At 52.6% G+C, this 24,472-nt stretch carries 32 protein-coding genes; 26 read left to right on the forward strand and 6 right to left on the reverse strand.

Annotated elements, in window-relative coordinates:
• Positions 1–132: 132 nt before the first annotated feature.
• On the reverse strand, positions 133–651 hold the full coding sequence (locus tag KOR42_RS02150; RefSeq protein WP_146506974.1) for a putative molybdenum carrier protein: 519 nt from the start codon (positions 649–651) through the stop codon (positions 133–135).
• Between the two features lie 172 nt (positions 652–823).
• On the opposite strand from KOR42_RS02150, the gene KOR42_RS02155 reads away from it, so the two are divergent.
• Positions 824–2,758, forward strand: a complete 1,935-nt coding sequence (locus KOR42_RS02155; RefSeq protein WP_146506975.1) for a TolC family protein — start codon at positions 824–826, stop codon at positions 2,756–2,758.
• A gap of 26 nt (positions 2,759–2,784) precedes the next feature.
• Here the strand turns inward: KOR42_RS02155 and KOR42_RS02160 are convergent, their stop codons facing one another.
• From KOR42_RS02160 to rpsR, 3 genes are all read right to left on the reverse strand, one after another.
• Complete coding sequence (locus KOR42_RS02160; protein WP_197440785.1) at positions 2,785–3,126, reverse strand: DUF167 domain-containing protein; 342 nt, start codon at positions 3,124–3,126, stop codon at positions 2,785–2,787.
• 56 nt (positions 3,127–3,182) lie between these two features.
• On the reverse strand, positions 3,183–3,917 hold the full coding sequence (locus KOR42_RS02165; RefSeq protein ID WP_146506976.1) for a YggS family pyridoxal phosphate-dependent enzyme: 735 nt from the start codon (positions 3,915–3,917) through the stop codon (positions 3,183–3,185).
• 109 nt (positions 3,918–4,026) lie between these two features.
• Positions 4,027–4,305, reverse strand: coding sequence for a 30S ribosomal protein S18 (gene rpsR / locus KOR42_RS02170; protein ID WP_146506977.1), 279 nt, complete (start codon positions 4,303–4,305; stop codon positions 4,027–4,029).
• Between the two features lie 301 nt (positions 4,306–4,606).
• Between rpsR and KOR42_RS02175 the strand changes: the two genes are divergently transcribed.
• The 25 genes from KOR42_RS02175 to KOR42_RS02295 all read left to right on the forward strand — a co-directional run bounded on the left by KOR42_RS02175 (position 4,607) and on the right by KOR42_RS02295 (position 23,550).
• Positions 4,607–7,234, forward strand: coding sequence for a PSD1 and planctomycete cytochrome C domain-containing protein (locus KOR42_RS02175; RefSeq protein ID WP_197440786.1), 2,628 nt, complete (start codon positions 4,607–4,609; stop codon positions 7,232–7,234).
• A gap of 45 nt (positions 7,235–7,279) precedes the next feature.
• Positions 7,280–8,671 carry a DUF1501 domain-containing protein gene (locus tag KOR42_RS02180; RefSeq protein WP_231740599.1) on the forward strand — a complete coding sequence of 464 codons (1,392 nt, stop codon included), beginning with the start codon at positions 7,280–7,282 and terminating at the stop codon, positions 8,669–8,671.
• Positions 8,672–8,849: 178 nt separating this feature from the next.
• Positions 8,850–9,167 carry a 30S ribosomal protein S10 gene (rpsJ, locus tag KOR42_RS02185; RefSeq protein ID WP_146506980.1) on the forward strand — a complete coding sequence of 106 codons (318 nt, stop codon included), beginning with the start codon at positions 8,850–8,852 and terminating at the stop codon, positions 9,165–9,167.
• 194 nt (positions 9,168–9,361) lie between these two features.
• Positions 9,362–10,087: a 50S ribosomal protein L3 gene (rplC, locus tag KOR42_RS02190; protein ID WP_146506981.1), complete on the forward strand. Its 726-nt coding sequence runs from the start codon at positions 9,362–9,364 to the stop codon at positions 10,085–10,087.
• Between the two features lie 10 nt (positions 10,088–10,097).
• Complete coding sequence (gene rplD / locus KOR42_RS02195) at positions 10,098–10,772, forward strand: 50S ribosomal protein L4 (protein WP_146506982.1); 675 nt, start codon at positions 10,098–10,100, stop codon at positions 10,770–10,772.
• Positions 10,773–10,810: 38 nt separating this feature from the next.
• Positions 10,811–11,104 (forward strand): 50S ribosomal protein L23, encoded by a 294-nt coding sequence (gene rplW / locus KOR42_RS02200; protein WP_146506983.1) that lies wholly within the window; start codon positions 10,811–10,813, stop codon positions 11,102–11,104.
• 87 nt (positions 11,105–11,191) lie between these two features.
• Positions 11,192–12,064 carry a 50S ribosomal protein L2 gene (gene rplB / locus KOR42_RS02205; protein ID WP_146506984.1) on the forward strand — a complete coding sequence of 291 codons (873 nt, stop codon included), beginning with the start codon at positions 11,192–11,194 and terminating at the stop codon, positions 12,062–12,064.
• A gap of 58 nt (positions 12,065–12,122) precedes the next feature.
• The gene (gene rpsS, locus KOR42_RS02210) at positions 12,123–12,392 is read left to right on the forward strand and encodes a 30S ribosomal protein S19 (RefSeq protein WP_146506985.1); all 270 of its coding nucleotides are present in this window, start codon (positions 12,123–12,125) and stop codon (positions 12,390–12,392) included.
• Between the two features lie 55 nt (positions 12,393–12,447).
• Positions 12,448–12,792: a 50S ribosomal protein L22 gene (gene rplV, locus KOR42_RS02215; RefSeq protein WP_146506986.1), complete on the forward strand. Its 345-nt coding sequence runs from the start codon at positions 12,448–12,450 to the stop codon at positions 12,790–12,792.
• A 16-nt stretch (positions 12,793–12,808) separates the two neighbouring features.
• Positions 12,809–13,510, forward strand: a complete 702-nt coding sequence (gene rpsC / locus KOR42_RS02220) for a 30S ribosomal protein S3 (protein ID WP_146506987.1) — start codon at positions 12,809–12,811, stop codon at positions 13,508–13,510.
• Complete coding sequence (gene rplP, locus KOR42_RS02225) at positions 13,449–13,868, forward strand: 50S ribosomal protein L16 (RefSeq protein WP_146506988.1); 420 nt, start codon at positions 13,449–13,451, stop codon at positions 13,866–13,868. The genes rpsC and rplP overlap by 62 nt, the downstream gene beginning before the upstream one ends.
• 300 nt (positions 13,869–14,168) lie before the next feature.
• Complete coding sequence (rpmC, locus tag KOR42_RS02230; protein ID WP_146506989.1) at positions 14,169–14,381, forward strand: 50S ribosomal protein L29; 213 nt, start codon at positions 14,169–14,171, stop codon at positions 14,379–14,381.
• Positions 14,382–14,435: 54 nt separating this feature from the next.
• Positions 14,436–14,795 (forward strand): 30S ribosomal protein S17, encoded by a 360-nt coding sequence (gene rpsQ / locus KOR42_RS27745; protein ID WP_146506990.1) that lies wholly within the window; start codon positions 14,436–14,438, stop codon positions 14,793–14,795.
• Positions 14,796–14,958: 163 nt separating this feature from the next.
• Entirely contained in the window at positions 14,959–15,333 is a 375-nt protein-coding gene (gene rplN, locus KOR42_RS02240) for a 50S ribosomal protein L14 (RefSeq protein ID WP_146506991.1), read from the forward strand.
• Between the two features lie 2 nt (positions 15,334–15,335).
• Positions 15,336–15,701 (forward strand): 50S ribosomal protein L24, encoded by a 366-nt coding sequence (gene rplX, locus KOR42_RS02245; protein ID WP_146506992.1) that lies wholly within the window; start codon positions 15,336–15,338, stop codon positions 15,699–15,701.
• A gap of 144 nt (positions 15,702–15,845) precedes the next feature.
• Positions 15,846–16,397, forward strand: a complete 552-nt coding sequence (gene rplE, locus KOR42_RS02250) for a 50S ribosomal protein L5 (RefSeq protein WP_146506993.1) — start codon at positions 15,846–15,848, stop codon at positions 16,395–16,397.
• 40 nt (positions 16,398–16,437) lie between these two features.
• On the forward strand, positions 16,438–16,623 hold the full coding sequence (locus KOR42_RS02255) for a type Z 30S ribosomal protein S14 (RefSeq protein ID WP_146506994.1): 186 nt from the start codon (positions 16,438–16,440) through the stop codon (positions 16,621–16,623).
• A 122-nt stretch (positions 16,624–16,745) separates the two neighbouring features.
• Positions 16,746–17,141, forward strand: a complete 396-nt coding sequence (gene rpsH / locus KOR42_RS02260; RefSeq protein WP_146506995.1) for a 30S ribosomal protein S8 — start codon at positions 16,746–16,748, stop codon at positions 17,139–17,141.
• A gap of 61 nt (positions 17,142–17,202) precedes the next feature.
• Positions 17,203–17,748, forward strand: a complete 546-nt coding sequence (rplF, locus tag KOR42_RS02265; protein ID WP_146506996.1) for a 50S ribosomal protein L6 — start codon at positions 17,203–17,205, stop codon at positions 17,746–17,748.
• Between the two features lie 78 nt (positions 17,749–17,826).
• A complete protein-coding gene (gene rplR / locus KOR42_RS02270; protein ID WP_146506997.1) occupies positions 17,827–18,192 on the forward strand; it encodes a 50S ribosomal protein L18 in 366 nt (121 codons plus the stop codon).
• Positions 18,193–18,266: 74 nt separating this feature from the next.
• Complete coding sequence (gene rpsE / locus KOR42_RS02275; protein WP_146506998.1) at positions 18,267–18,761, forward strand: 30S ribosomal protein S5; 495 nt, start codon at positions 18,267–18,269, stop codon at positions 18,759–18,761.
• A complete protein-coding gene (gene rplO / locus KOR42_RS02280) occupies positions 18,761–19,234 on the forward strand; it encodes a 50S ribosomal protein L15 (protein ID WP_146506999.1) in 474 nt (157 codons plus the stop codon). The genes rpsE and rplO overlap by 1 nt, the downstream gene beginning before the upstream one ends.
• A gap of 186 nt (positions 19,235–19,420) precedes the next feature.
• On the forward strand, positions 19,421–20,779 hold the full coding sequence (secY, locus tag KOR42_RS02285; RefSeq protein WP_146507000.1) for a preprotein translocase subunit SecY: 1,359 nt from the start codon (positions 19,421–19,423) through the stop codon (positions 20,777–20,779).
• 99 nt (positions 20,780–20,878) lie between these two features.
• Complete coding sequence (gene map, locus KOR42_RS02290) at positions 20,879–21,661, forward strand: type I methionyl aminopeptidase (RefSeq protein WP_146507001.1); 783 nt, start codon at positions 20,879–20,881, stop codon at positions 21,659–21,661.
• Between the two features lie 272 nt (positions 21,662–21,933).
• Positions 21,934–23,550: a sulfatase-like hydrolase/transferase gene (locus tag KOR42_RS02295; protein ID WP_146507002.1), complete on the forward strand. Its 1,617-nt coding sequence runs from the start codon at positions 21,934–21,936 to the stop codon at positions 23,548–23,550.
• 34 nt (positions 23,551–23,584) lie between these two features.
• Here KOR42_RS02295 and KOR42_RS02300 read toward each other — a convergent pair whose 3' ends face one another.
• Both KOR42_RS02300 and KOR42_RS27750 read right to left on the reverse strand, forming a co-directional pair.
• Positions 23,585–24,175: a hypothetical protein gene (locus KOR42_RS02300; RefSeq protein WP_146507003.1), complete on the reverse strand. Its 591-nt coding sequence runs from the start codon at positions 24,173–24,175 to the stop codon at positions 23,585–23,587.
• A 135-nt stretch (positions 24,176–24,310) separates the two neighbouring features.
• Positions 24,311–24,472: an integrase core domain-containing protein gene (locus tag KOR42_RS27750; protein WP_390620856.1), complete on the reverse strand. Its 162-nt coding sequence runs from the start codon at positions 24,470–24,472 to the stop codon at positions 24,311–24,313.

Here is a 24,472-nt window from a genome sequence, read left to right on the forward strand (position 1 = left end):
GAAGCGTCTCTGACTTGAATGACGAAAAAAACTCCGGATGGACCTTGTGACATCCGGAGGTTTTTTTATTGATGCAGGATGGTCTCGATGTCTGCCACGGCCACGACCCGATGGGGCGCTTTATCGGCCGGACTACTTTGTTCGGAGCGCTGAACCAGAATAGGGCTTGAGGGCTTGTTGCAGAAACGATTTCGCCTGTGAGAAGATTCCGGGAGAGGTGCTTTCCCGAGGGCCAGCTACGTTGAGTTTCGAGATCGAGTTGATCTCAATCCATTCAGACAACTGTTCTTGCCGATCGGTGATGAGAAGTTGCCGGAAGTCCAAAAAAAGAAGTGGTTTGTTGAGTCGCTGTGCCGTTCGAATGGTGAGCAGCGTGCCTGCGGACCGATCGCAATCTGTCAGGATCAGCGTGCCATCTGAATCGGCAACGTTCTCCCGCGTCCGCACATCGTAGCGGGGCGAAGTCATCTCTTTGAGCGGATAGATTTCAGGAATGGGGCCGTCTTCTGCTCGGCGTCCCGAGGGACACCAACCTCCGCACGGGATTCCAAGCTGAAGTGCCGCGTCGAGTGCTGCGCGGTCGGCTCCCGTCTGTCCCCCGGAAACGATTTTCAGTGGATTCCTGGGCGTGTTGGGAGCGTTTGAAGTCATTTGGTGGTGTCGAATGGTCGTCGGCTGACAGGAGGAGGTGTCTTGGAATTTCAATTGGTGTCACGTTTGAGGGCGGAACAACCGATGAAAGAGGAAGAATATAACGATTCTAGCGATCGTGCCGGTTATTCCGGCGGATTTTGCAGATGCACGACAGGCTTGTCGACACGACATGACCAGACCGAATCGAAAATCTGATCACCTTAAGCTTTGGGCTGTCCTTCGAATTGTCGGGCGGTCGAGGGCGGTCTTGCTGTGCGCGATTCTGATCATCGTTTCTGGATGTCAGCACTTCACGCGGAAGAGTGCGGACGTACCCTATCTTCAGGCAGCGACGGCAATCAAGTATCCGGAACTCGATCAAGTTGTTGATCCCGTTGCCCACTTCACGCCGAGACCTGTTTCTCTCACGACCGGTGTGCCGACAGAGTTTCGGGAGATTTCTCTCGAAGAAGCGGTCAAGCTGGCGTTGTCCAAGTCCACAGTCTTTCGAGATCTCGGCGGGGTCGTACTGACGACTCCCGGGGCTGTTCGAACACCGTTGGATCCAGCGATTCAGGAAACCGATCCACGATTTGGACCGGAAGCGGCGTTGTCAGCATTTGATGCAACGTTTGCGGCGAATCTGTTCTTCGAGAAAAACGATCGCGCGCTGAACAATGAATTCTTCGGCGGCGGAACTCGAATTCTCCGACAGGAGGCGATGGTCTATCAGGCCGAGATCGCCAAGCGGACCCCGTTCGGAAGTGAGTTCACGCTTCGAAACTTCATCGACTACGACGACAACAACGCACCGGGGAATGCTTTCGAGAGTGCCTGGAACTTCAACGTTGAGGCGGAATTTCGCCAGTCGCTGCTTCGTGGAGCAGGCATCGACTTCGGACGGATCGCCGGCACGAGCAACATTCCCGGAGTCTATAACGGCGTTCTTGTTGCTCGAACGAATACCGATGTTTCGATTGCTGACTTCGAACTGTCAGTGCGTGATCTCGTTGACGAAGTTGAAGACGCCTACTGGAACTTGTACTTCGCGTATCGCAATCTCGCTTCACGGATCGCAGCCCGCGATGCTGCCCTTGCAACCTGGCGTCGAGTCGAAGCTCTTCGGGACCGAGGGCGAATTGGAGGAGAGGCAGACAAAGAAGCTGAGGCTCGCGAACAGTACTACCGGTTCCAGGAAGAAGTTGAGAATGCTCTCAGCGGACAGCTTTTCGACGGAACGACTCGATCCGAAACTGGTGTGTACCTTGCTGAAAGACGACTCCGCTATCTGATCGGGTTGCCAGCCACTGGAGAGGCGGTTCTGCGTCCGAGTGACGAACCAACTCGAGCCGAGATTTTCTTCGACTGGGACATCTGTCTCGAAGAGTGTCTTGCCAATCGTGCTGAATTGAGACGGCAGAAGTGGATGATCAAACGTCGAGAAATGGAACTTCTCGCCAGTCGCAATTTCCTCCTTCCAGAATTGGATGTCGTTGCACTTTCACGCTGGCGAGGATTCGGTGAAAACTTTGCCCGCTATCATGACTCAGCACCTTTCGCGAGTGCCCTCGGAAACTTCGCCGACGGGAACTTTCAGGAGACTCAGGTAGGAGTCGAGTTAGCCTTCCCGTTCGGGAATCGGCAAGCTCATGCTGGTGTTCGAAATGCGGAATTCTTGCTGGCTCGTGAACGGGCGTTGCTGTTCGAACAGGAGCAGCGAATGGTTCATGACCTTAGCAATGCTCTGGCGGAAGTTGAGCGGTCTTATCGCGTTCTGCAAACGGTCTTCAATCGCCGTCAGGCGGCGAAGGAGCGGACTGAGGCACTGCAAGCGGCCTTTGATGCGGACAAAGTGCCGTTGAACATTCTGCTGGATGCTCAGCGACGACTGGCCAATGCCGAAACCGATTACGATCGAACATTGATCTCGTACAGCGACGCAATTCGTCGAATGCATCTCGTCAAAGGGACGCTGCTTGAGTATTCCGGTGTTCATCTCTCTGAGGGACCATGGCCGGAAAAGGCATTCGAACAGGGAGTCGATCGGCTGAGTCGGCAGAAGGTTATCGACAACAAACTCGTTCCGACACATCGAGTCATTTCAGCGGGAACCGCTGAGTTGTAGATGTTCTCTCGACGAAATTAGTCTTGCTATTTTGTCGATGAAAGTGCGTTCGCAATCGCAGCTTTAAGCTCTGCGACAGTGCAATTGCTGACGGCAAAAACCTTCTTCGAAGAGGTCTCTCCCGAGACGAGTGAGAGGTTGCTTCGGCTGATTCCCAAAGCTTTGGAAAGCAGTTTGCGGATGGCCTGATTGGCTTTTCCCTTCTCCGCAACCTGAGTCACCGCGACTTTGAGCGATCCGTCGTGAATGTCGACGATGCCGCTTCGACGAGCTCCCGGGATTGCTTTGACTCGTAGCATAGTCTGGTCCTGCCGCTGCTGGATCTCCAACGACTCGACCAGTTGCTCGAAGTGATTGGTTTCAGGCATCAGGCAGGCTCCACAGGAGTTGCTCACGTTGCGGGTGACGTTGTCTCTGAGCTGGTTCAGAGTTCGGCGGTCCCTTCGAAGAGGATGCTTCCGAGGCGAATGATTGTCGCGCCTTCTTCAATTGCGATTTCGTAGTCTCTGCTCATTCCCATCGACAATTCCGTCAGGGGAGGGTGTCTGCCGGTCGAATTGAGGTCAGTCTGGATCTTTTGAAGCTCGGAAAACGTGCTGCGGACTGTTTTCGTCTCTTCAGTCAGAGGGGCCATCGTCATCAGCCCGCACAGTTGAACGTTGTTAAACGAGCAGACTCGCTCCCATTGTTCCAACAGCAATTCGGGAGGGAAACCACTCTTGGATTCCTCTCCAGAAGTGTTCACCTGAAGCAAAACCGAAGCAGATGCTCCCGTTTCTTCCGCGATCCGGTCGATCTGCGACAGAAGTTGGACAGAGTCAATTGAGTGGATGAGAGCGACGTGTGGAAGAACGAGTCGCACTTTGTTTCGTTGGAGTTGGCCAATGAGATGCCATTCCGCCGGGGACCATTCGGAGTCTTCGGTCAGAGTCTGAGCCCGCTCGACGAGCTGTTGTGGCCGATTCTCGCCGTAGGTTCGAAGACCAATCCGGTTGAGTTCGCGGACAGCTTCCAGCGGGGCGTATTTGGTCACGGCGATCAGTTTGACTTCGCTCGGATCGCGGTGACATCGAAGACACGTCGACTCGATGGATTTGAGGACGTTCTTCAGGTTTTCGGTGAGAATCCGATTCAAGAGTGTTTGATGAGGCGAACTCATAATGTCAGGCACAAAAAAAAGGGAAGCGATTGCTTCCCATGTCTTGCGGATCGTCACGCCGCTTGGCGCTAGCTACAGCGGGGCCTGTGCGGCCGGCTTTAGCTGCGTCCTATTCGTCGGAAACGTATGGCAGCAATCCAATGTACCGTGCTCGCAGAACGGCTTTCCGAACTGCGCGTTGGTAGATTGCTGACGTTCCGGTGCGACGTCGCGGGAGGATGCGACCTTCACGGTCGATCAATTGTTTCAGTGTTTTTACGTCTTTATAGTCGACGTAGACCGGACGCGGAATCACACCATCCGGGCAGAAACGACAAGTCATCTTACGCTTCAGGCGTGCCCGTTTTTTGCGGATTTTGCGGATGTCGGCTTTTGTCAACGATGCCATCAGTCAAGTTCCAATCGACGATACTCGAATTTGAAGCGGAGTATTATGTCAGAGACTCTCCATTTTGGCAACTGACTCGAGCATCTTCTGTCCGAAAATTCCCGGAGCGAATTCCGGGCCCGGAATTGTTCAATCCGACTATTCATCACGGAGAAGGCAAAAACGACGAACTGTCTGCGTCATTCGCTTGTATCGACGGCTTTTGATGGGATAGATTTGTGGGAAGACTTCCTCGAATTGTGTTCATTCGCGGGGGTCTGCCTTCCTGGGTTGCCTCAACTACCTTCCGATGAGCCTCCGCATGACGAGTTCCGATTCTTCCGGGATCCTGCACTGTCCACTTCCGTTCCCAATTCTTGTAGCACTGCTGCTTCAGGTGGCTGTTGCAGCCTCCGCAGAGGAGTTTACGCCGCGACAGCTTGAGTTTTTCGAGAAGAAGATCCGCCCCGTTCTGGTTGAACGATGCTATGAGTGTCATTCCGCAGAGGCGGAGTTGACCGAAGGAGGACTGCGCGTCGATCTGCGGGAAGCACTGTTGCAGGGAGGAGATTCAGGCGCTGCCGTTGCTCCAAACAAGCCTGCGGAAAGTTTGATCCTCAAGGCTCTTGAGTATCGAGACGGTCTTGAAATGCCTCCAGACGGACGGCTCGATGAGAAAGTCGTGAATGACTTTCGTCGTTGGATTGAAATGGGGGCTCCCGATACACGCCAGGGGGATCTGGCAGGCGAGAAAGAAGCTTCGCCGTCGATCCAGGAGCTTGCCGATTCTTTGTGGTCGCTTCAACCGGTGCGAAGTCCTCCAGTTCCGGAAGTTGTCCACGACGAATGGCCGCGTTCATCGATCGACCATTTTCTTCTGAGCGAAATGGAAGAAAGAGATATTTCCCCGGTCGCGGACGCCACTCCCGAGAAGCTCTTGCGGCGTGTCTCGCTTGATTTGGTTGGTTTTCCTCCGAGTTCGGATCAGGTTCGGGAATTTCTTTCTGATCCCAGTTTTTCCGCTTACGCACGCTACGTCGATTCGCTTCTCGCTTCGCCTCAGTTCGGTGAACGGTGGGCTCGGCACTGGTTTGATGTCGCAAGATATGCAGAGTCTGCAGGAAACAGCCGCGACGTTCTGATGCCATATGCCTGGCGGTACCGGGACTACGTTATCGACGCGATCAATGACGACATCTCTTATGACCGCTTTATTCAGGAGCAAATTGCCGGAGACCTTCTCGACGCAAAAACTCACACTCAGCGGGAACGATTGCAAGTTGCCACCGGTTTTCTGGCGATTGGTTCCAAGAGCTTGAACGGTGGAAATTTGACGCTCGATCTTGCCGACGATCAAATCGATGTGATCGGAAAAGCTGTTTTGGGGCTCACCGTCAGTTGTGCTCGGTGCCATGATCACAAGTTCGATCCGATTCCCACGGCGGACTATTACGCTCTTGCGGGGATTTTTCAGAGCACGGAAACACTCTACGGCGGTTCGATCAGGCGTCCAAAGGATTTGAAAGCGAAGCTGGACGTCTACCTTCCCATTGGAGCGGAGTCGGAACTGGCTCAGGTGGATGGCTACCTTCAAGTTGTGGAGGAATTGGCGGAATTGAAAAAGAAACGAACCAAAGCCACAGCCAAGGTTCGCAAGTTAGAGAAAGCGCTGCCGGAGAATTGGAAAGAGCTGGAAAAGTCATTGGCGGATGCAGGTGATCAGCTTCCATTGGAGTTTGTCTCGGTTTCCGACGAAGAGGAAACGGCCGAAGGCGACGACGGTGATGAAGAAGATGTTGAGCAGGGAGTCGGCGAGCAAATCGCCGTTTATCGACAGGCTCAGCGTGAGAATCAATCGCTGATTCGGAAGATTGCCGAGCTTGAGGGACAGGAGGCACCGGAGATTTCGTTCGCCATCGGCGTTCGGGACAAAGCCAAAGTGAAAGACTTCCCGATTCAGATTCGCGGGGAGAAAAGTCAGGCGGGGGAAGTCGTGAAACGCGGTTTCCTTTCCGTAATTTCACTCGAGGGGCAGCCGGGAATTTCCTCGAAAGAGAGCGGTCGATGGGAACTTGCACAGTGGTTAACCGATGAAGATCAGCCTCTAACGCCTCGCGTGGCTGTCAATCGAATTTGGATGCACCTCTTTGGCAAAGGGTTGGTCGAATCGATCGACAATTTCGGAGTCAATAGTTCACCGCCCAGCCATCCTGAGTTACTCGATCACCTCGCGTATCGCTTTGTCCATGAGTTTTCGTGGTCGCGGAAGGCGATGGTTCGCGAAATCGTGTTGTCGCGTGCGTATCGACTGGCCACGACTTCGAACGATCACAATGAGGAGCTCGATGCTCAAAATGAAATGTACTGGCGTGGGACTCGGCGCAGAGTGGATGCGGAAGTGTTGCGGGATTCCATGCTGAGAATCAGTGGGGAACTGCAACTTGACCGGCCCGAAGCTTCGATTGTCACGCAAATTGGCGAAGGCGAAGTTGGGCGGGGAATCAAAGTTGAACTGTTGGATCAGCCTTATCCGTATCGAAGCGTCTATCTCCCGATTATCCGCGGCATTATTCCGGAGTTCTTAAAGGTCTTCGATTTTCCGGAACCCTCCAATCCTCAGGGTGTTCGGTTTGCGACCAATGTTCCGTCGCAGTCTTTGTTCTTGATGAACAGTCCCTTTGTGCTCGATTGCAGTGAACATGCTGCCCGGTCGTTACTGAATCACAAAGCTTCGGACACTGAAATGATCGAGGAGTTGTATCTGCGGGTGTTTTGCAGGAAGCCGCTTCCAGATGAGGAATCGCGTCTTCTGGGCTACATCGATTCGTGGAAATCGGGGGCTGACGCGGATGAGAAAAATCGCGGTGACTTGCCGGAATCTGACGTGATGCTGTGGTCGACGGTTTGTCAGGCTGTCTTTGCTTCGGCGGAGTTTCGATATGTCGATTAAACAATGTCTCGTCGAAGTTTGGATGGGAATGGAAGGGGAAATGGGATGGTGACACCGCTTCAAACGATTGGTTCGCGAAGGCAGCTTTTGCAGTCCGCGACATGTGGAATTGGCTACCTGGCGTTAATGGGATTGTGCAAGGATTCTCTGGCCGTCGGTCAGGGGAAGTCTCCGCTTCAACCAAAAGTTCCGCATCATCCTGCTCGTGCAAAGCAGTTGATTTTCCTTCACATGCGCGGCGGTCCGTCCGCCATGGAGACGTTCGAACGCAAGCCGGAACTCGACGCTCAGGCGGGAAAAGTTGCCAAATCGAAGTCGCGGAAACTGACTCCATCTCATTGGAAGTGGCGGCAGCGAGGAGGGTCCGGATTGTGGGTCTCGGACTTGTTCCCGCATCAAGCTGAGCATGCGGATGACCTCTGCGTTCTTTCTGGGATGCACACCGATATTTCCAATCACACGCCTGCCATGCTGCAGCTTCATACTGGCAGCTTCGCATTCACGCGTCCGTCGATGGGGGCATGGATTCTGTATGGGCTCGGGACCGAGAATCAGGACTTACCCGGCTTTGTCAGCCTCTGTCCTCCGCTGATTAATGGGGGAGCGAAAAACTACGGATCGGCGTTTTTGCCAGCGATTTATCAGGGAACGGCGATTGGAGACATCAAGACGCCGATTCAGGATGCGAAAATCGGGAACATCGAGAACGGCCGATTGACTCATCGGCAGCAACGTCGGCAGTTGGATTTGATTCAGGCAATGAATCGGTCAACAGCCACGGCCCATCCCGAGGATTCTCAAATTGATGGGGTGATCGAGTCGTTCGAGCTCGCATTCCGAATGCAGGCTGAGGTTCCAACGGTGTTCGATATTTCCGGAGAAACGCAATCGACGCTCGATCGCTACGGAATTGGGGAGAAGAAGCCAAGTGACAATTTCGGTCGACAGTGCCTTCTCGCACGACGAATGATCGAGTCAGGGGTGCGGGTGGTCGAGGTTTGCGACGAATTCTGGGATCAGCACAATAATCTGGTCAAAGGGCACGAAAGTCGTGCAGCTGCCACGGATCAGCCGATCGGTGCTTTGCTGGCGGATTTGAAAGAACGAGGAATGCTCGACGATACGCTGGTTGTTTGGGGCGGGGAATTCGGAAGAACTCCGGACACCGCGCAAAAAACTCTCGATGGCCGAGACCACAATGCCAAGGGGTACACGATGTGGTTGGCGGGTGGGGGAGTTCGGGGAGGGTTTCAGCATGGCAAGACCGACGAACTCGGATATGAGGCAGTTGAAGGACGTGTTCATTTACACGATCTTCATGCCACAATCCTGCACTTGCTTGGCCTCGATCACAAACAATTGACGTATCGATACGCGGGCCGCGATTTCCGCCTTACTGACGTTCATGGAGTGGTTGTTGACGAAGTGTTGGGTTAAAGATGAGAATTCACGCAAAATTCTCGCGGGAACAGTTGGGACTCATCGTTGACAAACGCATTGAGCACCAGTAACATCCCTCGTTTCCCACTGCGGGAACGGCACAGTCTACGTCTCTAAGTGCCACAGCTATAAAAATTTAAGACGTTTTTGAGTTAATCTTTTGAGGAAGTGAACGGTGGCTTCGAACGAGCGGATCCGAATTCGGATGGAAGCTTTTGATCATTCCGTCCTTGACCAGTCGGCGTCGGAAATCGTCGATACGGCGAAGCGGACCGGCGCGATCGTTCATGGACCAATTCCGTTGCCGACCCGCATTGAGCGGTACACGGTGTTGCGGAGTCCTCACGTGAATAAAAAGTCTCGCGAGCAGTTCGAAGTTCGGACTCACAAGCGAGTTATTGATATTGTTCAGCCGACGGGCAAGACGATTGATGCTTTGAATAAGCTCTCGTTGCCTGCGGGTGTTGATATCAAGATTAAGGCCTCTACCTAGTATTCGGGGTGAGGCGTCCAGTTGAGTGAGTCTCGGCTGGTGATCGTCTGTGGCGCTACGGACTGGCGTGGGTGGATCGAAGCCTCTTGTTGGGGCAATTGCCTGCTAAGGCGCGATTCGGCCGTTCCGTTTGTCGTGTGGATAAATCTGGGGCCGCTAGTGTTCCCTGTGAAGTAGATAAAAGAGGTTGAGCCATGCCAGTTGGGCTCCTCGGAAAAAAAGTTGGAATGACGCAGGTGTACGACGCTAATGGTGTCGTTGTGCCTGTGACTGTGATTGAATTGGGGCCGTGTACCGTCCTGCAGGTTAAGACTGTAGACAGTGATGGCTACGAAGCGGTTCAGGTTGGATTTGAAGATAAGCTGAGTCAGAAGGATTTGGCTCGTCCCGAAAGTCAGCGGAAGCGAACTCGAGCGAATCGTGCTGAGCGGGGACATGTTGTTGCTCTGAAGAGTAAGCGACAGCAAGCCATGGCTGAGCGAGGTGTGGAAGCACCTCCGAAAGCTGGGTGTGAAGCTAAGCGATTTATTCGTGAGTTTCGTGTCGACGGCGAGCAGCACGGTCTTGATGTTGGTCAAGAGTTGCGAGCTGATGTCTTTGCTGATGTGAAGGCAGTGGATGTCGTGGCGACCAGTAAGGGTCGCGGAACCACTGGTGTGATGAAGCGTCACAACTTTCAGGGTCAGCGGGCGACTCACGGTGTGAAGAAGGTTCACCGTATGCCAGGGAGTATCGGGCAGGCGACAGATCCTGCTCGTGTCTGGAAAGGCAAGCGGATGGCCGGTCGATACGGCGGAACTCAAGTGACGGTTCGGAACTTGGATGTTGTGAGTGTCGACGCTGAAAATAACATGTTATTGATTAACGGTGCTGTTCCCGGGCCGAACGGCGGGTATGTCGTGGTACGGGTCGCGAAGTAGGTGGAGCGCAATGTCAGAGCAAAATCAAGTATCCGCGCCAGTTCGCGACATGTCCGGTGGTGACCTCGGTGTTTACGAGTTCGATGGTGCTGATCTGGCCGATCGAATCAGTAAGCAGTTGCTGCACGATGTTGTCGTGATGTACGAGGCGAATCGTCGTCAGGGAACATTTCGCACAAAGACTCGGGGAGAAGTCTCCGGGAACAAGAAGAAGATGTTTCGGCAGAAGGGGACCGGTAACGCCCGTATGGGTACGAAGCGGTCGCCGATTCGAGTTGGCGGTGGTCACGCGTTTGCGAAACGACCTCGTGATTTCAGCTATCGGCTGCCTAAGAAGGCTGTTCGGTTGGCGACACGCATGGCTTTGCTGAGTAAGTTTCAGGATAGTGAAGCGACAGTCGTTTCCGGCTTCCAGGTGGAAAGTCCTCGGACCAAGCCAATTGCGGATATGTTGAGAAGTCTCGGTGTTGCCGACTCAACGGTTTTGCTGGTCATTCCTGAATACAATGTTGATGTTTGGAAGTCAGCGAGAAACATCCCGAATCTCTGGGTTGCTCCGCTGAAAGAGATGAACGCATATTCGTTGCTCCATCAGAAGAAGCTCGTCATTACTCAAGAAGCGATTGACCTCGCGAGAGAAGGGCGGTTGGCTCCTGTCGAGTCGGAAGCTGTTTCCGCAGAGTAGTCAATGAGTGTTGTTGCAACGGTCAAAAGAGGTGAGTTGTGGCTGGAATCGAATTGGAATCACATCAGGTGGTGCTTCGCCCGCTCGTGACTGAGAAGGGTGTTCACCAGTCAGAAAAATATAATGCGTACGCTTTCGAAGTGAATCGAATGGCGAACAAAGAAGATGTTCGCAAAGCTGTCGAGGAACTTTGGGGTGTTCGTGTCGTCGCTGTGCGGACTCAGAATCGTCGGGGAAAGCCTCGCCGAAGTCGTCTGAATCAGGGACAGACAAGCGATTGGAAAAAAGCAATCGTTCAGTTGCACGAAGATGACCGGATCAACTTCTTCTAAGAAGTGTTCCCGTCGCAGCTACGGTTCGGATCAAGCGAGAGGAAACGGGTGCAGGTTTAATCTGCAGCGAAGTTATTAGGTGAAATCATGGGAATTCGATTTTATAAGCCAATCACACCAGGTCGCCGCGGAGCGTCTGTGAGTGATTTCGCTGAGATCACCGATCCAAAGAAGCGCCCTGAGAAATCATTGACGGTTCGCCTCGTTCGGAGTGGCGGCCGAAATCACCACGGGAAGATTACCGTTCGGCATCGTGGTGGTGGTCATCGAAAACTGTATCGGATTATCGACTTCAAGCGACGAGTCGATGATGTTCCGATGACTGTGACACACATCGAGTACGATCCAAACCGATCGGCTCGAATCGCTTTGATCGAGTATCAATGTCCTGAGTCCGGAAAGCTCGTGAAGAGCTACATCCTCGCCCCTGAAGGGTTGAAGGCTGGGGACACGATCTCGAACGGTGAGAATGCAGAACCGACCGTTGGCAACTGCCTGCCAATGTCGAAGATCCCTCAGGGGACACAGATTCACAATATCGAAATGCAGCCTGGCCGAGGCGGACAGATGGTCCGAAGTGCCGGGAACTACGCGGTGTTGAATGCAAGTGAAAAAGGATGGGCTCAAGTGACCCTTCCTTCCGGTGAAGTCCGTCGTTTGCCTGCTAATTGCCGGGCGACGATCGGTGTGATCAGTAACTCCGAGCACTCGAAGATTGTTCTGGGGAAAGCTGGTCGAGTCCGCTGGAAAGGTCGACGCCCTCACGTTCGTGGTACTGTGATGAATCCTGTCGCTCACCCAATGGGTGGGGGAGAAGGCCGGAACTCGGGTGGACGTCATCCTTGTAGCCCGACTGGTAAACTTGCGAAAGGTGGAAACACTCGTAAGCGACGAAAACCATCGACCAAAGCGATCATTCGTCGGCGTCGTTCTCGCCGGTATGGTCAGAAGAAGGCTTAACACGCAACGTTTTTGAATCAAGAGTTGAAGCGAACGCTTCTATCGAAGAGGTTTTGGAATGAGTCGATCACTGAAGAAGGGGCCTTATGTTGATGAGAAGCTCCTGAAGAAGATCGCGAAACTCGAAGAGAGTGGTCGCAAGGACTCCATTAAGACATGGGCTCGTCGTTCGACGATCTCTCCGGAGTTTATCGGCCACACCTTTCTCGTGCACAACGGACGACAACACGTTCAGGTGTACGTGACAGAAGATATGGTCGGACACAAGCTGGGAGAGTTTTCTCCCACGCGGACGTTCCGTGGCCACGGAGCAAAAGGAAATCGATAAATATCGATCTGATGGACAGGCGAATTGTGGGTAGCAATACCTGCGGGAGTGGATCATGGCACTGGTAAAAGCAGTTCACAGGCACGCGAGAATCTCAGCGACGAAAGTTCGTCCGTTCGCTGAACTGATTCGCGGAATGTCTGTTGAAGAAGGCCTGGAAGCGTTGAAGTATCAACCGAATCGAGGCGCTCGGTTTTTGGAGAAGGTGTTGCGTAGCGCTGCGGCAAATGCAGAAGACCGCGGTGCTCGGAACGTTGACCATCTTCCAATTGTCGATTGTCGGGTCGATGGTGGGCCGATGTTTAAGAGGCTTCAACCACGTGCCCGTGGGATGGCTTTTCTCATTCGACGTCGATTCGCGCATATTCATGTCGCGATTGATGCTCCTGAAGTGGAATAGAACAAAGGTCGGCAAGATGGGACAAAAAGTTCACCCACGCGGTTTTCGTGTTGGAATCGTTGAGCCATGGCGAAGCCGTTGGTACGCAACGAAGAAAGAATTTGGAGATCTTTTGGTCGAAGACCGAAAGATTCGCAAGTTCATTCACACCGAATACAAATCGGCAGCGATTGAAAAAGTTGAAATCGATCGGACTCGTGATCAGGTGATTGTGCACCTGTTTTCCGCTCGTCCGGGGATCATCATTGGCCGTAAAGGGCAAGAGATCGATCGTCTGAAGGCTCGCCTGGAAGACCAGTTTGGTCGAAGGATGGAAGTGAAGATTGTTGAAATCAACAATCCTTACCGACGGGCACAACTGGTTGCTGAGGATATTGCTCAGCAGCTGACAAAACGAGGAAGTTTCCGTCGTGCGATCAAGCGTACTCTTGATCAGGTGATGGAAGCAGGAGTGAACGGGGTGAAGATCGAGTTGTCCGGTCGCTTGGGTGGGGCAGAAATGTCTCGCTGCGAAAAGGCGAGCCGAGGTTCGATTCCTCTTTCAACGCTCCAGCGACATGTTGATTACGGATTTACAGAAGCAAAAACCGCACAAGGTGTGATTGGCGTTAAAGTCTGGGTTGACCTGGGTGATTACGCTGACGGGGAGATTTCCGATGGCGCTTATGCCGAAGCGAGTAAAGTATCGAAAAAGGCAAAGAGGTCGCATAAAAGGTAACGCGACCCGTGGAAACACGGTCGTTTTCGGTGAGTTTGGCCTTCAGTCAACACAAGCTGGGCATGTTACAGCAACAACCATCGAAGCCTGTCGTATTGCGGCTGCCCAATATATTCGAGGTACCGGAGCAAAACTGTACATCCGAATTTTTCCGGATAAGTCAGTGACCGCTCGTCCATTGGAAACTCGAATGGGAAAAGGTAAAGGGGAACCGGACCACTGGGTTGCAGTTGTGAAGCCCGGAACGGTACTCTTCGAGATCGCGGGTGGAACCCACGATGCGGCTCGTGATTGTTTTAATCGTGTTGCCCACAAATTGCCTGTGCGTGTTCGTATGGTTGAACGACCAGCAGGCTGATTGTCTTCAGGACGAGGTTCTGCAGCCTTTTGTGGAGGGATGGAAGAGTCGTGCGAGGATTCCTGTTTCGAACAGGTCGTACGACTGACCTCTGAGACTTGTTCTGAAAAACGTTGTGAGGGTACGAGTGGTTCGTCGAATCACTCAATCACACGGTTCGGAATCGCTAGTTTTCGGATCGTTGAAGACCCACAGCACTCAATGGTGAGGCGTCCTGCCGCCAGTTCGAGCTAGGCCGAATGGCCATCGTGGGTTTTGAAACTTCAGAGTTAATTGTTGCCAGAAGAAGATGGTTGACTGATGTCGCAAGCAAATTCATTGCGTGAAATGAACGAAGAGCAACTCCAGGCTGAGTTGGAACAAACTCAACAGGAGTTGTTTCAGCTTCGGTTTCAGGCATCGACTGAGAAACTTGACGCTCCGAGTAACTTGAAGAAGTTGAGAAGGACAATCGCGCGGATTAAAACAATCCAGCACGAACGTCTCCTGCAGGCAGCTGGCTCCGAATCGTAATTGGTCAGAACAGAATCATCGTATCCACTTTGAGTAGTTGAGAACCGAACAGACATGCGTACGAAGTTGATTGGCGTTGTGAAAAGCGATGGAAACCCCAAAACGCGACGGGTTGATGTCGAGCGTTTGGTTCAGCACACGAAATATCGAAAGATCGTGCGTGGGCGGACCGTCTGCTACGTCCACGACGAAGATAATACTTCAAAGATTGGTGACACTGTCGAGATCGTCGAGTGCCGACCTCGGTCGAAGACCAAGCGTTGGGAACTCGTCCGCGTCGTGAAGAGCGTGTCGGATGTCGCCAGTCAGATTAAACGCGATGAGAAGGACTCGGGCATCGCGACTGACGCCGAAATTGCTGGTGCATCAGGTGGGGCACCTGCTGTTGAAGCAAGTACATCGGACGCAGAATAGTCCAGCGAAACAGAGAGTTGCGGATGAGCGAGCGGTTTCGTGTTGATGGATAGTAGCCATCAAAGAGATGCGGATCGTCGCTTCGCTTGTTTGGAAATGAAATTATCAGTCATGCGAGACAGCCAGGTATGGGCTGTCTGAAGAGAGTAAGGTCAGCGTCGCTATGATTCAGATGCAGACAATGTTGGACGTTGCAGATAACACGGGAGCCAAAAGCGTCCGTTGTATCCGAGTTCTTGGCGGAACGCGTCGTCGTACGGCCGGACTTGGCGATGTTATTATCGTTGCAATTCAGAAGTCGATTGCTGGTGCTCCTGATGCTTTCCGTAAAGGAAAAGTGACACGGGGAGTGATTGTTCGAGCCCGCAAGGGGACTCGTCGAGACGACGGAAGTTACGTCCGATTTGACAGTAACGCAGTGGTGTTGGTCGACCCGGATGGAAATCCGCGAGGAACACGTATTTTCGGGGCAGTTGCCCGGGAACTTCGTGATCGTCGATTCATGAAGATTATTAGCCTCGCGAACGAAGTGGTGTGACTATGAAAATCAAACGTGGTGATTTGGTTGTGGTTGTCGCTGGCGATGATAAAGATCGTGCAGAACCGCGACCGCGCGTGGTGCAGGAAGTTCTCGACGAAGGAAAAAAAGTCGTCGTCGAAGGCGTGAACTTGGTTTACAAGCACGTTCGACGTGGCCATCCGAAAAGCCCTCAGGGTGGACGGCTTCGAATGGAAAAGCCCATTCAAAGCTCGAACGTGATGTACTACTGCAGCCAGTGCGGTAAGGGAGTGAAGCTCGGTTATCGGTATACCGAAACGGGAGAGAAAGAACGTTTCTGTCGAAGCTGTTCCAACGGGATCGGCGCGGTCAGTCCCGCTCGAGAGAAATACGCAAAGAAGTCGTAGACTTGATGGAACGGACGAGGCCTCTTCGGCAATAATCATCGTCCGAAAAAGATTGAATCACAAAGAGTGCAAAGAATTCAGTGGCTTCAAAGCACACACTGACGTCAGCAAGCACAATTGATATTGAGTTCAAAGGTGGGTGCGATGGCCCGGATGAAGGAAAAGTACACAACTGAGATCGTTCCAAAACTCGCCAGCGAGTTGGGCCGGTCGAATCCTCACAGCTTGCCACGGATTGAAAAAATCGTGGTCAGTATGGGGGTGAGTGCCGCTGTTCAGGATCAAAAAATTCTGGATGAATCACTCGGGTACCTTGAGCAGATCACCGGACAGAAACCTTCTGTACGACGTGCACGGAAATCCATCGCACAGTTCAAACTGCGTGAAGGAATGCGAATCGGCGGAGCGGTCACGCTTCGCAAACACCGGATGTACGAGTTCCTCGATCGTTTGATCACACTCGTTCTTCCTCGTGTTCGCGACTTCCGGGGAGTGAGCCCGAAAGCATTTGATGGTCGGGGCAATTACAGTCTGGGCATCAGTGAGCAGCTCGTTTTCCCTGAAGTTGATGCAGACAACGTCAAGCATGTTCAGGGAATGAATATCGCAATTGTGACGAGTGCAGAGACTGACGATGAAGCTCGTTTGCTTCTTCGCGAATTCGGAATGCCCTTTAAGGACGGAAGCAGCCGCTAGGTCGTGGTTGGTGAGATCTAACAAGTGTTGGAATTGAGTTATGGCTAGTAAGTCGAAGATCGCGAAAGCAAACAAGAAGCCTAAGTTCAGCTCGCGGATTGAACATCGTTGTGCACTCTGCGGCCGTCCTCGGGCGGTTTATCGCAAGTTCAAGGTTTGTCGAATTTGCTTCCGGGATCTGTGTCTTGATGGCGTTGTGCCCGGAGTCAAGAAGGCCAGCTGGTAATTGTGACGGAACGGGAAATGGTCTCGTTCATCGTTTTTCTTAATCAGGTTGCGAAGAGATCATTGATTGGCAGGAAAAACTGCCAGATTTAGCGCTGAAAAGTGTTTGAGGTTGTATCAACAATGATGACTGATCCGATTGCCGACATGCTCACTCGAATTCGCAATGCGATTCAGATTGAGCGTCCATTCGTCGAAATTCCGACATCCAAGGTGAAAGTCGGGATCGCCGACGTGTTGCAGCGTGAAGGCTACATCTGGGACTTCGAAGTCGTTGAACAACATCCACAATCGGTGCTTCGGATTAATCTGAAATACAGCCCGACCGGGGAACGTGTGATTCAACGAATCGCTCGAATCAGCAAACCAGGCCGAAGAATTTATTCCGATCGTCACAGCATTCCTGAAGTGTTGAACGGTATGGGAATCTGTGTGCTTTCGACAAATCAGGGTGTTTTGAGCAGTCGAGAAGCACGGAAGAAAAACGTCGGTGGCGAAGTTTTGTGCGAAGTGTGGTAGTGATCAGATGAAACAGTTCGCATTCTTCGCGGAATGTTGATCTGAACTGCAGGTGGAAGACATGTCTAGAATTGGTAAAAAGCCTATCCCTGTTGCCGACGGTGTCGATGTCACAATTGACAGTGGCAGCGTTCGTGTGAAGGGGAAGCATGGCGAGTTGGCGTTGGAACCTCATCCATCGATGAATGTTGTCTGGGATGGAGATGCGCGAGAGATTCGCGTTGAGCGTCCTAATGAGCAACGACAAAGCCGCGCTTTGCACGGACTGACGCGGGCTCTGATTGCCAACATGGTGGCTGGAGTTCAGGAGCCATTCGTCCGCAAGTTGGAAATTCAAGGGGTCGGTTATCAGGCGACCTTGAACGGCAAAGAACTCGCTTTGCAGGTTGGGTTTGCGAATACAATTCGTTTGCCTGTCCCGGAGAACGTCTCCTGCGAGTTGCCGTCAACGACACAGATTGTGGTCAAAAGTTGCGATAAGCATGCCGTTGGGCAATTCGCAGCGAATATCCGCAGAGTCAGACCTCCCGAACCGTATAAAGGCAAAGGGATTCGTTACGAGGGCGAACATGTTCGTCGGAAAGCTGGTAAAGCATTCGGTAGCTAACAACTACGTCGGGACGACAACTGTTCGATTCACATTAATGAGTTAAACTGCCGGTTCGGAAGTTATTGGAAGTCAATCATGAAGGTACAAAGGCGAATTGCCGGACAACGTGTTCGACGGCGTTATCACGTCCGGAATCGAGTTCGTGCGACTGGGCAACTCCGGTTGTCTGTCTTTCGAAGCAATCGAAATGTCTCGGCTCAGATTGTTGATGATGAATCCGGACGGACACTCGTTTCAGCAAGTTCACTGGAAGGTGATCTTGGTGGAGCTGGCAAACCGCATGGCAGCGTTGAGGTTGCCAAGCTGGTTGGTAAGACTTTGGGCGAACGTGCCGTGGCAGCTGGTATCAAGAAGGTTGCCTTCGATCGTGGAGCATATAAGTACCATGGTCGAGTCGCAGCGATCGCGGAAAGTGTCCGTGAAGCAGGTGTAGAACTTTAGAATATCGGGGACCTCGGCTGAATTTAAACGCCGATCTCTTCACGATTTCAGTTTATTGATCAGGAGTTGCCACAGTGGCGCAACAAGATAGCGGACAAGGCCATTCTACGAAGAATCCCGAACGAGTCGTCCAGATTCGTCGGTGTGCCTGTGTGGTCAAAGGTGGTCGTCGATTTAGCTTCGCCGCGTTGGTTGTTGTCGGTGACGAGAGCAGTCGTGTGGGGTATGGATACGGTAAAGGAACGGAAGTTCCCATTGCTGTTGAGAAAGCGACGAAACAGGCGAATCGTCGCCTGCAGGACGTTGCACTTGATGGAACAACGATTCCGCATCAGGTGGAAGGCCGTTTTGGGGCTTCGCGTGTCGTGCTTGTTCCAGCTGCTCCTGGTACCGGGATTATCGCGGGTGAGACAGTTCGGGCGGTTGTTGAACTCGCCGGTGTGACTGATATTCTCACCAAGAGTCGTGGGTCCAGCAATCCAGTGAATCTGGTGAAGGCGACCTTTGACGCTTTGTCGAAATTGCGAACACGGGAACACGTTGCTCGCTTGCGTGGAGTAGAAGTCTAATGATTATCAACGACGTACACGACGGAATTCAGAAGCGGAAGAAGCGCAAGCGCGTTGGACGTGGTCCAGGTTCTGGACACGGGAAGACTTCTGGCCGAGGTCACAAGGGTGAAGGCAGTCGAAGCGGTCATTCACGTCGGCTCGGTTTCGCCGGTGGTCAGATGCCGTTGTTCCGACTGGTTGCGAAGCGTGGCTTCAACAACAACGCGTTCGCCAAGAAAGTGATCGCTGTCAACGTTTCGACGCTCAACGAGCAGTTCGAAGACGGTGCAGAAGTGACTCCGGAATCACTGAAGAAGTTCGGGCTTGCCAAAGGCTCTTACGACTTCATCAAGATTTTGGGTGACGGAGAGTTGTCGCGAAAGCTGACCGTTCACGCACACCGATTTTCAAAGTCGGCGAAAGAAAAAATCGAAGCTGCCGGCGGAAAAACGATCGAAATCTCCAAAGCTTCACAGAACGCCAGCGAATAGTGTTCTGGAGGAAGTCAGTGAGTTTGGCGGATTTACGCACAATTGGACTTGCACGGATCGTTGTGAATGCGTTAACCCCTGTGCAGTTCGGCTCGTATGGACAGTTGTGCTCAGAAAAATGACAAAGAGCACAGAGTCCGTTCGGCCTGGGATTGACCGAGCGGTTGACGATAAGGACGTTGTTTAATGCTCTCTCGCTTGCGAACCGTTTTTACCATTCCCGAGCTTCGCCAGAAGATTTACATCACGCTAATCTTGCTGGCAGTGTATCGGATGGGCTTTTCGATTCCGCTGCCATTCATCGATCAGGCGCAGTTCGCGGAAACCTTTAAGAAGATGGCGAGTCAGCAGGGCATGGGGCAAATGCTCCAGGCTGTGGCATTGCTATCTGCGTCGCAGCTCGGAAACGCGACGATCTTCGGGTTGGGGATCATGCCGTATATCTCGGCGTCGATCATCTTTCAGTTGCTTGGGCAAGTCTATCCGCCGTTGGAAGCACTTCAGAAAGAAGGCGAAACCGGCCGCAAGAAAATCAACGAATATACGCGGTACGCAACCGTGGCCATCTGTCTGGCGCAGAGCTACTTTTGGATCCGTGTGTTGAGCGGTGGCGGGATTGGAAACGGGTTGGTGCTCGAAGAGTACAATACCTTCTTCTTCCACATCGTGGCCACGATAACGATGACGACCGGGACACTCTTACTGATGTGGATCGGTGAGCAGATCGACGAATACGGGATCGGAAACGGAATCAGCCTGTTGATTATGGCGGGGATTTTGGCTCAGATGCCGTCAGCCGGTATGGAACTGCTGCGACCTGCGATGAGAAGCGGGATCGGACTCGGAACCGATGCCGGAATTGATAAATTGTTGCCGCTGGGTGTGATCTTCGTCGCGGTTGTTCTGGGGGTCATCGCGATCACTCAGGCAACGCGAAGGATTCCAATTCAAAGTGCCAAGCATGTTCGAGGTCGTCGTGTCCTCGGAGGGCAGCGTCAGTTTCTTCCATTGCGGGTGAATCAGGCTGGCGTGATGCCGATCATCTTCGCATCGAGCTTGTTGATGTTCCCGATGTTCATCTTCAGCTGGTTGAGTCAGCAGTTTCCTGAAAACTGGTTCCTGGCTCAGGCGGAAGGGACATTCGCTGGTGGCCGTGGGCTTGTTTACAACCTTCTCAACGTCGCATTGATCTTCTTCTTCTGTTACTTCTGGACGAGTATCACATTCAATCCGAAGGACATGGCGGAGAACCTCAAGGACTACGGAAGTTTCGTTCCTGGGTATCGTCCGGGAACACACACTGAGCGATATCTCGATCAGGTGATGACGCGAATTACATACGTCGGGGCAGGGTTCCTCGCATTGATTGCGATCATTCCAACCCTGGTGGCGATGGGGATGGATATCTCATTCCTTGTGGCGAGTTTCTACGGGGGAACCGGGCTTCTGATTGTGGTCTCTGTTGCTTTGGACCTTGTTCAGAAGATTGACAGTCATCTTGTGATGCGAAACAAGCCCGGAATGTTGGAGTCGGAAGAAGTTTAAGCGAAGTCGCACTGCTTCCAACGGAATTTGTTGTTGAACACCCGGCTCGCGCCGGGTGTTTTCGTTTTGGTCCAGTGAAAGTGAGACCTGGAGAAGTTGATGATTACGCTGAAGAGCAAGCGTGAACTTGGGCTGATGAGAGATGCGGGTGAGCTTGTCGCGCGGGCGCACAAGATCGTTCGCGAGATGGTTGAACCCGGCGTGACGACTCTTGAGATTGATCAGGCTGTCGAAGAATTCTTTGCCGCTCAAGACGCTGAACCTCTCTTCAAAGGGTATCCCGGTGAAGGGTCAGTTCCGTTCCCGTCGGTGACATGTATGAGTCCCAATGAGCAAGTCGTTCATGGAATTCCTTCGGCAGAACCACTGCGAAGCGGCGATATCTTGAGTGTGGACACAGGTTGCCGAATTCACGGGTGGTGTGGAGATGCTGCCTGGACATATCCGGTCGGCGATGTTGATTCAGAATCACAGCACCTTCTTGATGTCGGTGAGGAAATGCTGAACGTTGCCATTGAGCAGATGGGCAGGCAAAAGAAGTGGTCGACTGTGGCCCGTAAGATGATGAAGCTGGCGAAAGCGAAGAAGTTGTCGCTTGTCGAAAAATTCGTGGGGCATGGGATCGGTCGTGAGATGCACGAAGGTCCACAGGTTCCCAACTACACGACAGAGTCTCTTCAACGAGATGACTTCGAATTGCAGCCCGGGTTAGTTTTGGCTGTTGAGCCAATGCTCAATGGAGGGACTTCGGATATTCGCGTGCTGAAAGATCAATGGACAGTGGTCACCGCTGATGGCAAGAGAAGCGTGCATTTTGAACACACTGTTGCGTTGACCGCAGACGGTCCGATCCGGCTGACCGAAGGTGTGGGTGAGAAGTAAGTCCACTGAGATGGAGCCTGCGAAGGTGAGGGTGGAAGCATTTCTCTTCCCGGAGTTGGTGCATCGAAACGGAATGCATTGATCCATCAGAATTGATCTTTCGTCGGGAAGACATGAGAATGGCTGCTTGGATGCTCGCGTTCGCTCTGTGATGAGCGGAAGGGCGTTCACGGGATTACTTGTTCTTTCGCCAGCGAGGAAAGAGAGAGAGCACTTCAGGAAACAGGAAGTGCAGCAAGTGATCGCTTCAAGTCATGTCAGAGAAAGAAGCCATGAATTCACTTCTCTCGTTTGGGCTGGCCATTTTTGGTTTCTTCGGTCTCTTACGTCTTTCTGGTTCTCGATTGAGAACGACGTCTTGCACTCTTGTTGCTGTCACGTTGCTTGCGGTGCTTTTGGCTGGCAATGAACTGAGTGCGGAGCTGACGGAACGCCCGAATATTCTCGTCATCCTGGCCGACGATTTGGGATACGGGGATGTCGGTTGCTATAACGCCGAGTCGAAGGTTCCGACTCCCCATGTTGATGCGTTGGCCTCGCAGGGGATGAAATTTACAGATGCTCATAGCCCGTCAACAGTCTGTACTCCGACGCGATATAGTCTTCTGACAGGGCAGATGGCGTTTCGGTTGAATTATCGCGGTGTCTTCAGCGGGGCGGGTGGTCCCTGTCTGATTTCTGGCGACCAATTCACTTTGCCTGAGATGCTGAGAGAAGAAGGGTATGCCACTGCCATGTTCGGCAAGTGGCATGTCGGAATGACTTTCTTCGACGAGCAGGGCGAGCCGATTTCGGAAAATGGGCTCAAGGGAGTCGAGCGAATCGATTACTCGCGTCCCATTCCCGATGGACCGGTCAATCACGGTTTCGATCAGTTCTTTGGGACTGCGTGTTGTCCAACAACCGATTGGTTGTATGCATACATCGAGGGCGACCGGATTCCAGTTCCTCCCGTCGACGTGCTTGATCGATCTCAACTGCCGAAGCACGAATGGTCATTCGACTGCCGCCCCGGTCTCGTCGCTTCCGGGTTTGATCATGAAGAGGTGGATCAGGTCTTCCTCAAGAAAAGCCTCGAGTTTCTCGACGATCATGTTGGGAATCAGCCGGAGAAGCCGTTCTTCCTCTTTCACTCCATGCAAGCGGTTCATCTTCCTTCGTTTCCTGGAAAGGACTATCAAGGAAAGACTGATGCTGGTCCGCATGGGGATTTCATTTTCGAGTTCGACGATATTGTCGGGCAGCTCGTGAAGAAGCTGAGTGAACTCGGCATCGCTGAGAAGACCATTGTCATTGTGACGAGCGACAACGGTCCGGAAGTTGGAACTGTGGTCAATATGCGTCGTCGCTATCAGCATGACGGAGCGAATCCCTGGCGAGGGATGAAGCGTGACAACTGGGAAGGGGGACACCGTGTTCCGTTGATTGTTCGATGGCCGGGAATTGTGAAAGCTGGAACCGTTTCTGTTCAGCTTGTCTGCCTGACCGATATCATGGCGACATGTGCCGAGGTGACGGGAGTGTCTCTGCCTGATGACACAGCTGAAGACAGCATCTCCTTTCTTGCTGCTTTGAAAGGGGAGGACTCAGACACAGCGCGTGATTTCATTCTCCATCAAACGATCAGCCTGGCACTGGCGATTCGCAAAGGGCCGTGGAAGTTTCTCGACCACAAAAGTTCGGGAGGGAATCGGTACAATTCGAAACAGCTTCAACAGTATGCCTTGCCGGAATCGGCTCCCGACGCACCGGGGCAACTCTATCATCTCGAGAATGATCCGGGCGAGAGACACAACCTCTACAATGACGAACCGGAAATCGTCGCGGAGCTGCAGGCGCTTTTAGAAGAGTGCAAGGTTCGTGGCAATTCGCGGTTTGATCGCAACTGAGGACTGAGCCGAGTTCGAGCCGCAATGTTCGCCGTCACGGCTTGAGCTGAGACTCCAGCCAATTCGACATTTGATCGAACCACTCCAAAGCTGGCTTCCATTCTGGCGGTGGTTCGGCGGACCATTCCAGTCGCAGGCTTGCTTGTGGCTGAGCGATGTCGAAGACTTCCATTCCGACTTTTCCGACATCTTCGGTCAAGTTGTCGCGGTGGTTTGACCATGGCCACATGAGCGGCAGTCTGATTTCATTTGCCTGGACGAGGATCGCTTCGAAGCCATCCTTCTCGATCGAGGCGTCTTGAATGGTAATCGTTGGAACCGGATTGAACGCGGTGTGGGAGTGTTGATCTTCGCTGATTTCGAAGACTCTTTTCATGTCTGCGGAACGGTTCCAGATCGCTTTGCGAATGAGTGGAGATTCGTCCTTAAATGGTTGAAAGATCGTCAGCGTTTCTGGTTCGTAATCGTGAAATCCATCAGCGGTGCGCCAAAGCCTTGGTCTGCCAAACCGTAGCCCTCGCTCATCGATCAGTCCTGGTTTCAGGAACTCGCTGTTGTTCAAGCTATCCCAAGCAAGACTTGAAAGGGTTCGGATGTGATTTCGGAGATCAAGATGATTGAACACTGCGCTTTTTCCCGTGTACTCGCTTGAGCTGTTTGATCCAATACAAGACTGAGTTTGCTCGTGCGAGTGAGTGCAAACCAAATCAAACAATGTGAAATGCCCCCGAAGTTTGAACCAGGCTTATGAGAGTTGGGGTTAGGTAAGTAAGTCAGTGTGCTGGAGTGGAGGAGAAGGTGGAGCCGTAGGCGGAACCTTCTCTGGAACGGAAGCACACTGAGTCGAAAATTCGGCAGGCGTCAACCCTCCAAGAGAGCTGTGCGGACGGCGGTGGTTGTAAGTCATCCGCCAGTCCTGAAT

The sequence above is a fragment of the Thalassoglobus neptunius genome (assembly GCF_007859735.1).
GTDB lineage: Bacteria > Planctomycetota > Planctomycetia > Planctomycetales > Planctomycetaceae > Thalassoglobus > Thalassoglobus neptunius.

What these genes read in the sequence shown, in the direction of transcription:
- KOR42_RS02150 (WP_146506974.1), bottom strand. Translation starts at nt 651, where the DNA reads ATGACTTCAAACGCTCCCAACACGCCCAGGAATCCACTGAAAATCGTT.
- KOR42_RS02155 (WP_146506975.1), top strand. Translation starts at nt 824, where the DNA reads ATGACCAGACCGAATCGAAAATCTGATCACCTTAAGCTTTGGGCTGTC.
- KOR42_RS02160 (WP_197440785.1), bottom strand. Translation starts at nt 3,126, where the DNA reads ATGCCTGAAACCAATCACTTCGAGCAACTGGTCGAGTCGTTGGAGATC.
- KOR42_RS02165 (WP_146506976.1), bottom strand. Translation starts at nt 3,917, where the DNA reads ATGAGTTCGCCTCATCAAACACTCTTGAATCGGATTCTCACCGAAAAC.
- rpsR (WP_146506977.1), bottom strand. Translation starts at nt 4,305, where the DNA reads ATGGCATCGTTGACAAAAGCCGACATCCGCAAAATCCGCAAAAAACGG.
- KOR42_RS02175 (WP_197440786.1), top strand. Translation starts at nt 4,607, where the DNA reads ATGACGAGTTCCGATTCTTCCGGGATCCTGCACTGTCCACTTCCGTTC.
- KOR42_RS02180 (WP_231740599.1), top strand. Translation starts at nt 7,280, where the DNA reads ATGGTGACACCGCTTCAAACGATTGGTTCGCGAAGGCAGCTTTTGCAG.
- rplC (WP_146506981.1), top strand. Translation starts at nt 9,362, where the DNA reads ATGCCAGTTGGGCTCCTCGGAAAAAAAGTTGGAATGACGCAGGTGTAC.
- rplD (WP_146506982.1), top strand. Translation starts at nt 10,098, where the DNA reads ATGTCAGAGCAAAATCAAGTATCCGCGCCAGTTCGCGACATGTCCGGT.
- rplB (WP_146506984.1), top strand. Translation starts at nt 11,192, where the DNA reads ATGGGAATTCGATTTTATAAGCCAATCACACCAGGTCGCCGCGGAGCG.
- rpsS (WP_146506985.1), top strand. Translation starts at nt 12,123, where the DNA reads ATGAGTCGATCACTGAAGAAGGGGCCTTATGTTGATGAGAAGCTCCTG.
- rplV (WP_146506986.1), top strand. Translation starts at nt 12,448, where the DNA reads ATGGCACTGGTAAAAGCAGTTCACAGGCACGCGAGAATCTCAGCGACG.
- rpsC (WP_146506987.1), top strand. Translation starts at nt 12,809, where the DNA reads ATGGGACAAAAAGTTCACCCACGCGGTTTTCGTGTTGGAATCGTTGAG.
- rplP (WP_146506988.1), top strand. Translation starts at nt 13,449, where the DNA reads ATGGCGCTTATGCCGAAGCGAGTAAAGTATCGAAAAAGGCAAAGAGGT.
- rpmC (WP_146506989.1), top strand. Translation starts at nt 14,169, where the DNA reads ATGTCGCAAGCAAATTCATTGCGTGAAATGAACGAAGAGCAACTCCAG.
- rpsQ (WP_146506990.1), top strand. Translation starts at nt 14,436, where the DNA reads ATGCGTACGAAGTTGATTGGCGTTGTGAAAAGCGATGGAAACCCCAAA.
- rplN (WP_146506991.1), top strand. Translation starts at nt 14,959, where the DNA reads ATGATTCAGATGCAGACAATGTTGGACGTTGCAGATAACACGGGAGCC.
- rplX (WP_146506992.1), top strand. Translation starts at nt 15,336, where the DNA reads ATGAAAATCAAACGTGGTGATTTGGTTGTGGTTGTCGCTGGCGATGAT.
- rplE (WP_146506993.1), top strand. Translation starts at nt 15,846, where the DNA reads ATGGCCCGGATGAAGGAAAAGTACACAACTGAGATCGTTCCAAAACTC.
- KOR42_RS02255 (WP_146506994.1), top strand. Translation starts at nt 16,438, where the DNA reads ATGGCTAGTAAGTCGAAGATCGCGAAAGCAAACAAGAAGCCTAAGTTC.
- rpsH (WP_146506995.1), top strand. Translation starts at nt 16,746, where the DNA reads ATGATGACTGATCCGATTGCCGACATGCTCACTCGAATTCGCAATGCG.
- rplF (WP_146506996.1), top strand. Translation starts at nt 17,203, where the DNA reads ATGTCTAGAATTGGTAAAAAGCCTATCCCTGTTGCCGACGGTGTCGAT.
- rplR (WP_146506997.1), top strand. Translation starts at nt 17,827, where the DNA reads ATGAAGGTACAAAGGCGAATTGCCGGACAACGTGTTCGACGGCGTTAT.
- rplO (WP_146506999.1), top strand. Translation starts at nt 18,761, where the DNA reads ATGATTATCAACGACGTACACGACGGAATTCAGAAGCGGAAGAAGCGC.
- secY (WP_146507000.1), top strand. Translation starts at nt 19,421, where the DNA reads ATGCTCTCTCGCTTGCGAACCGTTTTTACCATTCCCGAGCTTCGCCAG.
- map (WP_146507001.1), top strand. Translation starts at nt 20,879, where the DNA reads ATGATTACGCTGAAGAGCAAGCGTGAACTTGGGCTGATGAGAGATGCG.
- KOR42_RS02295 (WP_146507002.1), top strand. Translation starts at nt 21,934, where the DNA reads ATGAATTCACTTCTCTCGTTTGGGCTGGCCATTTTTGGTTTCTTCGGT.